Below are 9,714 nucleotides of genomic sequence, written 5' to 3'. Positions count from 1 at the left end.
CCCAGGGAGTTCAGGCGCCATCAGGATTTATCAACCCAAGGGTGATTCTGTGTCCGGTAATACGGGGGCAAATCCACAGGTTCGTCCACACTCACCCCATGGACGAAAACATTGCCAACCAGCTCCTCGACACAGCGATCTACCTGGCGCACGCAAGCCTTGACGACCCCGACGACGAAACTGTACTCAGTCTTTTTGAATGGCTTGTCCATACCTACAGAACGTCTAAGCAGGCCTTGCATTGATGGGCGCGCCGATCAGCTCTGAATGCGGTGGCGCTCCTCCATAACCTCGACAAGGCCGCATCCTCGGCTAGGCAGTAATTAGCGCACCCAGACGGTCCAGGCGAAGCCATCAATCCCAGGAAGATAGGCCCCACCTATGGCAAGGCCTCGATTTCCCTCCGCATCAGCCCAGGGAGAAAACGTCCAATCGTTTCCATAGGATCCAATGACGTCGAATGTGAGGGTGTATCGCCATTCAGCCCTAAGACCCGTTGTGTACAAGACATTATCCGGATCGTGATTGCTATAGTAGTAGCTGGAATGCCGATAGATGTGATATGACCTACCTGTCTTAGGGCTCGTGGCAACTTGGGCCGGCGCGATCAACCCAGTCGTATAGACAAAATTCACGTAATCCACATAGGTGGCCTGCCCATTTTTACCGAAGGCAGTCTGGGTATGCGTGGGGATTTTGGCTGAAGTCAGCGTGTAGGAGGCACCATTTGTGCCGCCCTCCCAGGAACCAACCGGCTGGGTTTCCGTTTGACGCACCACACGCGTCCAGCCTCCGCCCTCAGAAGTCATATCGCAATACGCGTCAAACGGCGCCTGGCCATTCGGAGCTATGCGATACGTACCGTCGCCGGTCGCCCCAGCGTATACATACGGTTGAGTCGGCTGGCGATACTCCAAGCAGCTCTGAGCAAAGGTGCCATCCTCCCAGGACCGCACACCCGCCTGCTCAACAAGGTGTCTTTCCGCCGTCACCTCCACGGCATAGGTACCCACTGCGGATTTGGTTCTGTATCGGGCCAGAACTTGAAAGCTCGAGGTGCCCGCTACGGTCGGAGTTCCGCTCACGCTCCCTTCCTTGGTAAGCGTCAATCCCTCGGGCAATGCGCCAGCATAGGCTGACCAGGTCACGAGGCTCATATCCAGCGCAGCATCTCCTGTGATCTGGAGCGCCGTATTGAAATCAAACCCAGCATACGGGCCTCCTACCCAACCTGCAGGCAAATTTGCCGGACTGAGTTCCAACTGGATCGCAGCGTAAGGCGCACCTTTACCCGGCGCCGGCACCACAATGTAATAGTCCGCAGCCAAGACAGGGGCCGCCGCGATCGATAACGCCGCAATCAGCGGCAGCGAGAGAAGTGATGTTTTGAACATAAGCCATACCAGTAAGTGACTATAGGTATAGCGTTGGCACCCTCAGATAGCGCAGAATCCTCGCGAAAAAAGCGGTGAAATCCAGCCATTCGCCACTAGGCGATCGGATCACACAAGAAGGCTATGCTCGGTTCGGCGCTCACCCTGGCTGAGTTGACCAAGTCTGATGGCGGCATGACCCCAAACTCAGTAACATTGACCTGTCACGGACTCTCAATCAGACAAGTGCGTATTATCTACTGCGATTTCGATGGCGTGCTACATCCAGTCAGCGCTCTAGCCGTCTTCGAGATGCGGCTCCCTAGAGAAGCGGCAGTCCAGCAGGGGCGGCTCTTTCGGTGGACGTACATCCTCGAGGAGCTATTGACTGAACACAAAGACGTAAAAATCGTCGTGCATTCGTCGTGGCGACAATTGCTGCCTGATCAAGAATTGAGGCGGTATCTTGGCCCTCTGGGCGACCGCTACATAGGGAAGACCGATAACGGTGATCGCTGGCAGTCCATCCTCAACCACGTGAAGACAAGTAACCCTGGAGATTGGATCGTGCTTGATGACCACGCTGGCGAATTCCCAACACCGCAGCCACTCCAGCTGGTGCTGTGCGATCCAGAAAGTGGGGTGTGGGATCCCGTGATTCGCGAAAAAATCACAGCGTGGCTACAAGCTACTGCGGAGCGCTAGCAAGGCTTTCTGATCTCGCCTACTGTGTAGCTAGGGCAGATTGAGGCCGATATACCTAAAGCGGATAGCAAGCACTAGCAATGCAATCCCACCGGTTATCACTCAAAGCAAAAACGCTGCTTTTCGGACTCAAAAAACGACCGCCAATTAGGCGGTCATTTTCCCAGTCACTACAGATGGCCAACTTTTCCCACAACACTTGGCCATCTTTCCCGAAATCCAACATTCCTTAGACTCAAGGTAAACCAGCCTAATCGCTACGTTGAGAAGATTATCGAAATTTTGCATAACAAAAGTATGTTGAGACATTTGATCCACGGGAATGAGTATTTACTGAGCAAATAAGTAGTTGGTGAATTGCACTTGGAGGATGCCTATGCCCTGCACCTCAATTTTTATGCTCTTATGTAGCTGCCATAAGTGCCGTATCTCATGAGGCATCCGAAAAAATAACCTTGGGCTTAATCAGCTGGGGTATTCTGACGAGGACGTCCTCATCTATGTAAATCGTGCTGTTACGACATTTCAGAACATGCACTATCTTGTCTCCTTCTCCAGGCAAGAAACCTTCAATGATTTGAGTTAAAGGTTCCATCGTCCATTGTTTTGTTTGATTCATGTAAGGAGCGCTAACCAACTGAACCTGTGTGACCTCAGAGCTCTCTGCTCCGCTCGCGGCAAGACTCGCTATATCTTCTAGACGTGAAATCATCAAGGTGTCAGTACACCGATCACCGTCGATCAGCACCACAACAGTTACTAAAAACCAATGGCTCCCCATCTGCCACCGAACAAACCTCCAGCTCTTTAACCCTTCACAGATACCTGCTCCAAAGGGCGTTTCGTCATTTTCGCGCGTGAAAAACATCAGTACTCTCCTGTGCCAGCTCTTACGCTGAACATCAGCCTGCGACCCGCTTAAAACTCGCGGCGACGATATGTCCAAGCAGCATAGACGTAAGGGGCAATCTAAAAATGAACACAACCGACGCGCGGCTCAAAAGATTCGTTGATTTGGACAGGTAGTAGTATAGCGACAATCGAAACAAATGTCACTCATAGAGCGTGTACTTAAAGAGCGTTAACTTATACAGCGCGAACTTATAGCATTCTATTGATGAAGAATGAACCTACACCATCGCTCTCTCCGCTAACGCTCTTCGGCCAGCGCCTGGCACAACTGCGGAAAGAGCAAGGGATCTCCCAGGAACAGCTTGCCCTGATGAGCGGAATCGCCCGTAGCTATGTCAGTGGCGTAGAGAGAGGTAAGCGCAATATCTCTTTACTGAACATCGTGCTGCTCGCGCAGACATTGAAGGTTGAGCCAGCGGAGTTGTTGAGTTTTACAACTACAATTGCTGTTAAAAATTCATGAAGCGCTAATTTAGCCGTAGCGCAGTTGACACGAGAGCATACGGTTCACCCGTTGGCAGGCTACCTCGGGGTGGTGGATACGACCGAAACCGTCAAACGTTAGTCCCCTGCCCCCTTTGCCATCGCGGACCGAATGCCCTTCGCTTGCCCTCTTCTCGTTCAACCAGTAGATCTTGAATATGCTTGAATGGTACGTGCGAGTACAAAAACTGCTCGGCAGAAAGGACAGTCAACCCGTTGAGACCCCGCACTCCTTGTGCTGGCAAGTCATGTACAGGGCGTTCTGGCAAAGTTGGCTCGTTCTCCAGATGGAGAAAGAGTTTGGGCGAGAGGGGGAAGCAAGTGATTGATCCAGCTGAACCCACTCCCCATGCAGAGTCTATGGGATGAAATGTAAATACGGGATTCTCCGAGGTGATGAAATAACCATCAACTGCTCGAATCAAATTCCATTGCATTTTCGATATGTGAGCGCCCAGACTCAGACCAGCTTTGAGCACTAATTTAGCGAAAAACTCTCGCATTCCTTCGTTGCCAAGCGAGAGCAGTTCCGTAGCCTGGTGTGGTGGAAGCCTTGTTTCAACTGGACCGGTACCCGCGCGTACTTCGTCCCTGTAGCCATGAACAATCTGGAGGCCCTGGCGAGTTCGCATGAGCTGCGTCCCTATGAAGGCAGCAAGTATCGACCGAGCAGATGACCTTGAAGGAAGGAGTTCGCGACTTCGAACATCGGCAAGGACATCCCGGACATCTGACTCCAACCGTGATAAAACCTCCTCAACCTCAAACGATAGGTCGCCCGTATCTAATCCGAGCGTATAAAAATGCTTCTTGACGGCTACTCGCTCTATCGACGTAAAGAACTCTATCCCTGTTATTAGGTTAACCCCATAGATTTGCTCACGATCCACCGGGTCCGCACAAAAAGCACGCAAGTACACCTTCGGAACCCAGTGCTGGCGAACTGGCTGATTGTTCATCGAATGCCTACTTTAATCGTCGAACTAGGGACGCTCTGAACAAGTCCCGATGACCTGTCAGAATGTAGGTTGTTGAACGAGACCCAATCAGGAAGCCCCCGATGAGCCAGTTGAGTTTTTCCGACGCCGAGTTTGCAGGCAAGCGCAAGGTGACGCGCCGCGAGAAGTTCCTGGCTGAGATGGAACGGGCTGTTCCCTGGAAGGTCTTCGCTGACTTGGTCGAACCCCACTACCCGAAGGCCGGCAACGGCCGCAGGCCTTATCCGCTCGAAGTGATGCTGCGCATCCACTTCATGCAGCAGTGGTTCAACTTGAGCGACCCGGCGATGGAAGAGGCGCTCTACGACAGCACCTCGATACGCAATTTTGCCAAGCTGTCGCTCACGCGTGGCAGCATTCCGGACGAGACGACGATCCTGAACTTTCGTCATCTGCTGGAAAAGCACGACATTGCAGCAGACGCGCTGGAGGCGGTGAACCTGCTGTTGGCTGACCAGGGCATCACGGTGCGCAAGGGCACGATCATCGATGCCACGATCATCGAAGCGCCCAGTTCTACGAAGAACGCCGCAGGCGCGCGGGATCCCGAGATGCATCAGACCAAGAAAGGTAACCAGTGGCACTTTGGCATGAAGGCCCACATTGGCGTGGACATGACCGGCCTGGTGCACACCGTGGTGGGCACGGCAGCCAATGTTCACGATGTCACGCAGGCCCATGCGCTGCTGCACGGTGAAGAAGAATTGGTGCTGGGCGATGCAGGCTACCGAGGTCTCCAGGCGCGAGAGGAAAACCAGAGTCGCAACGTGCGGTGGCACATTGCCATGCGTCCGGGCAAACGCAGTGCGCTGGGCAAGAGCAACATGGGTCGGATGCTGGAGTCCTACGAACGAGCCAAGGCCAGCCTGCGCTCGCGGGTGGAGCATCCGTTTCGGGTGATCAAATGCCAGTTTGGATTTACCAAGGTGCGCTATCGGGGGCTGGCCAAGAACACGGCGCAGCTGAAGATGCTGTTTACGTTGGCAAATCTGTGGAAGGTGCGCCACCATTTGATGGCTACGGCTGGATAGGTGCGCCCGAAATGGGTGCAGAGGGCCCAAAACGGGCATGTCAGGGCGGGAATCGCCCCGATTCTGGCCTATTTTTGAGCAAATTTTCTGCATTATGAAAACCGAGTCGATTGGGCTGGAAAAGCGGATTCTGAAACCGGCTTGATCAGACCTTCCCTAGATAGCCTAGCCCTAGTCAAAAGGAGTTAATACGGCACTAGTGTAATGCTTAGGAGTTGTCGATGGCCTTCATTCACAAAAAAAGACCCTGAATTACGAGTAGGATTTTGACAAAAAATCATTGTGCTCGGGGTCAAGTGGCACAGCTCGAAGCGACCACTGGTCAAGCTATGCATTCACTCTTGATTCCCGTGCAATACAACATAAAATAATCTCAAAATCTTTAGACTAACCGATTCAGACATTAAAATATTCAAATGTTGGCCGCCCGAATCGCTCGTTCTGAGTTAGCTTAAATAGGTTTTTATGAGAGTTTCCTGGGTTGGTTGCCCAAGACCAGGTCATAGCTTGATCAAACGCATGTTGATCGCACATACTTCGATCAGACGAGCGAGTTAGTGCACGCCATTTTGCACAAGATTTTTCTGCTAAGCATGCTACTTCTGGGCAGAGAATCTGCACTACGCCACTTCTGACCGTACTTGTCTCATCCGCAGGTGAGGTTGCATCCTCGATCAACCGAGATTGCAGAAAGCCATCACATGCCAGATAATCGTTCATGGCAACGATTATCCGCCAATGCCGTTCGTGCGTGTCTTCGAGCGCCGCTAATAGTCCAAAAAACCCATCATATGTCCAACGGAGTTGATCGCCGCCCGCAAGAGAGAATGGCCACGTACTCGGCTGCATCAACCGCAAAGGTACTTGTTCTCCCTTAGGGGAGCGAAGCCCTTCGATATTGCAAATGCCCTCGACCGACATCCTCCAAGCCAGGAACGCCACAGCAGGTAAGCAGGTCTTTTCGCTATGCAGATAGAGAGTCTCATTACGTGATAGATTAACTAAGTGATGGATACAAGCATGATGGGGACGTAAATACTTTTTATAGATGTGACGCCGGATGCTACGATAACTATGTCCTATGTCATCAGAAAAATAATGCCTTTGTAAGCTTTCATCTTTATTTATTAAACAAGACCGCGAAATAACATGTGCAGGTTTTTCACGTATGGAAAACTTCCAAAATAGTTCTTTCTTTGTGATTTTTCGAACGAAACCTAATTGCCATTGAGCAAATTGCATTTCTGTTTGATCCGCCCGACGAATACGCAGTAGTGCATTTGTAAACGACGGGCAGCATGACGTACCTGCCTCCACCTCCGCCCACCAATCAATAAATTCTCTGCAATAGCCAATAACAGCATATTTCAGGGCGTTATCAAGAGCATTAAAACGTGGAGCGCTAATAAAGTTATCGAGACTTTTTCCGCAACTTATACAGGTTGATTGGATGGGGCTGAGCGGACGTAGAGAGTCACATGATCCACAGGATTTAACGAGCTTACAACGATGCCAAGGGCATTCGTCAATCATGGAAAGTTGAAATAATACGCAATGATAGCCAAGTCTGTCGCAGTACGGGCAATGGCGAATATCAAGATCAAAGGAGCCGACTGGAGCAATACCTAACTGATCCAAAAACCCGTCTTTCAACCGTTCAGCAGCTACGCCAAGTAGGGTTGCGTAACGGTCAAAGTCTATCCAATCTCCATTTAGATAGTTTCGATACAAGCCGCTCTTATTTTTCACTGGCTCTCGTTCTATCAGCTCCTCTAATTCACGCATCGTTATGCAATTAATTGATAGGATCTTTAAAAATACTGACCATGCAGACTCGTAAGGTGCTGGCGCATGAGAATCCCAAGTTAATCGATCTGACATTTTATTGTTTTTTGACATAGTCATACTCATCAGTAAATAAAAGTGGTTGATTATTTGTATTTGTTATTAATTTTAATAATCAGCTTTAGATACACAACCGTCGATTAGTGCGTATTACCAATGTTGCCATGCATTAGACCGCTGAAGACAGCCAAGTTGGAGGAGCCAACCGCGTCATTAATATCCTCATCTGAAATAGTGACATTGCAGCAATCTTCAGTGCGAAGCGCGATAAGCAGATATTCTACGGTCAAGCAGACATGCTCCATAGGAACACCTGCTTCAGTATAAGAACCAAGTGCATTAAACAACACATCCCAAATTTTCTCCGAATAATTGATAAGCCGAAATCCAGCCTCATATCCTTCGGGCAAAAAAAATCGCGTGTATGACCAACCAGAGCCTTCTGGATATTCTGAATCATAGTCGTAGGAATTCAATATATTTCGAAGATCGTTGGCGGACGAACAGCCTTCGAATTGAATTGGCTCGGCAAGGAACCGTGCTAATAGTTGATGCTGCCTCCTCGTCATGAGCCCAGTTACCCTGTCCATGATCTCTGGCTGCGCAAAAGAAATTGTGGTCATGCTGATTTTTTGCATATGCAATGCGTTATGCACTGCCAATAATTGCTCAAGATCTTTGTCGTTGAGTCGATGCATTTCGTCAATTATTAGTACCAGATGGTTTCCCCCTAAAGCGGCCAACTTGACCATAATATCTGCCTTGACATTATAAAACAGCAAGTCCGCATGAGTCCGTTTACTTAGCGCATGATTTACACCCTCCAAGAGCAATCGGAACATATGTGCATCTGATGGTCGTAAGTTTCGCCTCGCATCAATTCGTACAATATGAAGTTTGGGGAATTCTAAAAGAAGTAAGGCCTGAATTGTCTCTGCACAAGTTGTTTTCCCCATACGAGGGCTCGCATAAAGATACACACCTGTTCGCTTCATCCATACGCGTTCTCGGATAACAGCATACGTCCGTTCCAACATGGGAGTCGGTAATCGATAGTTTTTTTCCAAGATTGGATGAGTGCTCAGAAGAGCTGCTCGTTGTTCTGTAGTTAGTTGATTGACCATTTTCTTATCTGGCATGGCCCTCTCCTATCGTCGATTTCTGACTAGTCGCAACGTCGGAGCGTCTGTGTCCATTAATGATCGGCGCTGCCTTGTCTCTGACAAAACCTTGGGGGTAGCTGTAGAGTTCTCTCGCTGCACCTCGGGAGCAACCACTACTTTTAGTGGTAGATCCGCTTCTTTGGCTATCCGAGTAGCATCGGTGGCCTGTTTTCTAGGTATCGGACTTGTCGAGCGCTGCTTGTTTTGTGCTGAAAGATAAGAAAGATACGCATGTACGGGATCGTCGAACTCAGAAATTACAAGAACACGTTTAGATATGAGACTGTTAATCGCCTTACGTGTGCGCCGGCTGTGTTTCGAATTTGCCCATCGTCCCTTAGCAGTTAAGAAACCTAATTCTGCCCCATTTTTCAAGAATGCCTTCACCTGGCGCATATCATCTTCGTCAATTGTGACTAGTATTGTTTCACCAATTAGATTGCCAAGCTCGACTAGTACAGGACTGGTGTAATGAACCCTATCCAGCTGGATATAAGGTCTACGGCCATCCTTAATGCTTCCACGAACAATGACCTCTTCGGTAACCAACAACATATGCGCTCCCTGTGCTTTTGGCAGTTGGCGAAGCATAAAACCTGCGTTCTGCTTATCTAGGAAATGCCTGATGTATTCGAGTGGCGTAAGAAGGGAAATGCCTTCGCAGGGAGTCACATTGTGCTGAGCGATGTATACATCGAGCATTTGCTCCGCTTCCTCAGCTCGAATTTTGTAGCGTAACGCCTTGGCCTCCCCGTCTGGAGCCCTGCCGTTATAAGGATTCGATCCTGTCGTGGAGGGCAGACGCTTAAAAACATCATCAGCTATACGCCGAAAGGTGCGTTCTACGTTCGGTCGTCTCTCGAAGTGCCCGGGAGCGCCCCAACTAATGACAAAGCCAAGCTGCTTGCGGACACGCTCGTGAACAGCGCGCGATAAATGAGCCAACGCTCCGTCAAAGAAGAGCAGATTCCACACAGCACCGTATGCCTCCGGAACAACACCACTAGGCAGCCCTCCTCCAGGCGGATATTTAAATGGGAGGGTGAGCACTTTAGGTTCCCATTTTTTTGTTACGGCATCCCGAATGACCTTCAAGACGTTATCAGAGGTCACTTCACTGCGATAGACTAGGGAAGGTCTGATCAAGTCCCCTGGACCTGTCAGAATGTAGGTTGTTGAACGAGACCCAATCAGGAAGCCCCCG

Annotated in this window: 9 protein-coding genes and 1 pseudogene; 4 read left to right on the top strand and 6 right to left on the bottom strand. The window is 50.1% G+C overall.

Going from position 1 to position 9,714, the window contains the following annotated elements:
* On the top strand, positions 1–245 hold a 245-nt coding region (locus tag ABS761_RS16540; RefSeq protein ID WP_350409497.1), incomplete at its 5' end, for a hypothetical protein.
* 78 nt (positions 246–323) lie between these two features.
* Here the strand turns inward: ABS761_RS16540 and ABS761_RS16535 are convergent.
* Positions 324–1,394, bottom strand: coding sequence for a fibrinogen-like YCDxxxxGGGW domain-containing protein (locus ABS761_RS16535; RefSeq protein WP_350409496.1), 1,071 nt, complete (start codon positions 1,392–1,394; stop codon positions 324–326).
* Positions 1,395–1,517: 123 nt separating this feature from the next.
* Here ABS761_RS16535 and ABS761_RS16530 point away from each other — a divergent pair, with 123 nt between their 5' ends.
* Positions 1,518–2,078, top strand: coding sequence for an HAD domain-containing protein (locus ABS761_RS16530; RefSeq protein WP_350409495.1), 561 nt, complete (start codon positions 1,518–1,520; stop codon positions 2,076–2,078).
* A 430-nt stretch (positions 2,079–2,508) separates the two neighbouring features.
* Here the strand turns inward: ABS761_RS16530 and ABS761_RS16525 are convergent, their stop codons facing one another.
* On the bottom strand, positions 2,509–2,946 hold the full coding sequence (locus ABS761_RS16525) for a hypothetical protein (protein WP_350409494.1): 438 nt from the start codon (positions 2,944–2,946) through the stop codon (positions 2,509–2,511).
* A 249-nt stretch (positions 2,947–3,195) separates the two neighbouring features.
* Between ABS761_RS16525 and ABS761_RS16520 the strand changes: the two genes are divergently transcribed.
* A complete protein-coding gene (locus ABS761_RS16520) occupies positions 3,196–3,453 on the top strand; it encodes a helix-turn-helix domain-containing protein (protein WP_350409492.1) in 258 nt (85 codons plus the stop codon).
* A gap of 91 nt (positions 3,454–3,544) precedes the next feature.
* Here the strand turns inward: ABS761_RS16520 and ABS761_RS16515 are convergent, their stop codons facing one another.
* A complete protein-coding gene (locus ABS761_RS16515) occupies positions 3,545–4,432 on the bottom strand; it encodes a DUF4238 domain-containing protein (protein ID WP_350409491.1) in 888 nt (295 codons plus the stop codon).
* Positions 4,433–4,533: 101 nt separating this feature from the next.
* On the opposite strand from ABS761_RS16515, the gene ABS761_RS16510 reads away from it, so the two are divergent.
* On the top strand, positions 4,534–5,502 hold the full coding sequence (locus tag ABS761_RS16510; RefSeq protein ID WP_350409490.1) for an IS5 family transposase: 969 nt from the start codon (positions 4,534–4,536) through the stop codon (positions 5,500–5,502).
* Between the two features lie 396 nt (positions 5,503–5,898).
* Here the strand turns inward: ABS761_RS16510 and ABS761_RS16505 are convergent, their stop codons facing one another.
* From ABS761_RS16505 to ABS761_RS16495, 3 genes and pseudogenes are all read right to left on the bottom strand, one after another.
* A complete protein-coding gene (locus ABS761_RS16505) occupies positions 5,899–7,401 on the bottom strand; it encodes a hypothetical protein (RefSeq protein ID WP_350409489.1) in 1,503 nt (500 codons plus the stop codon).
* Positions 7,402–7,487: 86 nt separating this feature from the next.
* Positions 7,488–8,486 (bottom strand): ATP-binding protein, encoded by a 999-nt coding sequence (locus ABS761_RS16500; protein ID WP_350409488.1) that lies wholly within the window; start codon positions 8,484–8,486, stop codon positions 7,488–7,490.
* A 9-nt stretch (positions 8,487–8,495) separates the two neighbouring features.
* Positions 8,496–9,714 (bottom strand): annotated as a pseudogene (locus ABS761_RS16495) (hypothetical protein); the annotation flags it as partial.

The sequence above is a fragment of the Castellaniella sp. GW247-6E4 genome (assembly GCF_040276065.1).
Lineage (GTDB): Bacteria > Pseudomonadota > Gammaproteobacteria > Burkholderiales > Burkholderiaceae_B > Castellaniella.
The sequence above is the reverse complement of the archived record's forward strand: the minus strand, read 5'-3'. Positions and strand labels throughout refer to the sequence as shown.

Excerpts from the sequence above, each read along its gene's own strand:
- ABS761_RS16520 (WP_350409492.1), top strand. The coding sequence starts at position 3,196 with ATGAAGAATGAACCTACACCATCGCTCTCTCCGCTAACGCTCTTCGGC.
- ABS761_RS16510 (WP_350409490.1), top strand. The coding sequence starts at position 4,534 with ATGAGCCAGTTGAGTTTTTCCGACGCCGAGTTTGCAGGCAAGCGCAAG.
- ABS761_RS16515 (WP_350409491.1), bottom strand. The coding sequence starts at position 4,432 with ATGAACAATCAGCCAGTTCGCCAGCACTGGGTTCCGAAGGTGTACTTG.
- ABS761_RS16530 (WP_350409495.1), top strand. The coding sequence starts at position 1,518 with ATGCTCGGTTCGGCGCTCACCCTGGCTGAGTTGACCAAGTCTGATGGC.
- ABS761_RS16500 (WP_350409488.1), bottom strand. The coding sequence starts at position 8,486 with ATGCCAGATAAGAAAATGGTCAATCAACTAACTACAGAACAACGAGCA.
- ABS761_RS16505 (WP_350409489.1), bottom strand. The coding sequence starts at position 7,401 with ATGTCAAAAAACAATAAAATGTCAGATCGATTAACTTGGGATTCTCAT.
- ABS761_RS16525 (WP_350409494.1), bottom strand. The coding sequence starts at position 2,946 with ATGTTTTTCACGCGCGAAAATGACGAAACGCCCTTTGGAGCAGGTATC.
- ABS761_RS16535 (WP_350409496.1), bottom strand. The coding sequence starts at position 1,394 with ATGTTCAAAACATCACTTCTCTCGCTGCCGCTGATTGCGGCGTTATCG.